The organism is Pseudoalteromonas aliena, assembly GCF_038155085.1.
Taxonomy (GTDB): Bacteria; Pseudomonadota; Gammaproteobacteria; order Enterobacterales; family Alteromonadaceae; genus Pseudoalteromonas; species Pseudoalteromonas aliena_A.
The window spans coordinates 1-219 of sequence record NZ_JBAKAU010000179.1 but is presented as its reverse complement, the minus strand read 5'-3'; the positions used below and the strand labels follow the sequence as shown (position 1 = coordinate 219).

Below are 219 nucleotides of genomic sequence, written 5' to 3'. Positions count from 1 at the left end.
ATAGACGTAGACCTTGAAAATGCGTCTTTTAATATTGAAGGCTTAGCAGTAGGCGTAATTAGAACCGCCGATTGGATGTAATTTCTAGCCTATATTAGATAGTAAATTTATAAATGCGCTCTTTTTAGTGTTCATTTTGGTTTTAAAAACCCACCTTTTAGCAATACTAAATCAGCTATATAGTTATTTAAGCTGTAAACTTTTTTGCACTCGCACTTA

1 pseudogene is annotated in these 219 nt (G+C 32.4%); it reads left to right on the top strand.

What is annotated here, in order from left to right:
* Positions 1-81, top strand: a pseudogene (locus V6260_RS19010) (transcriptional repressor LexA); the annotation flags it as partial.
* Between the last annotated feature and the right edge of the window lie 138 nt (positions 82-219).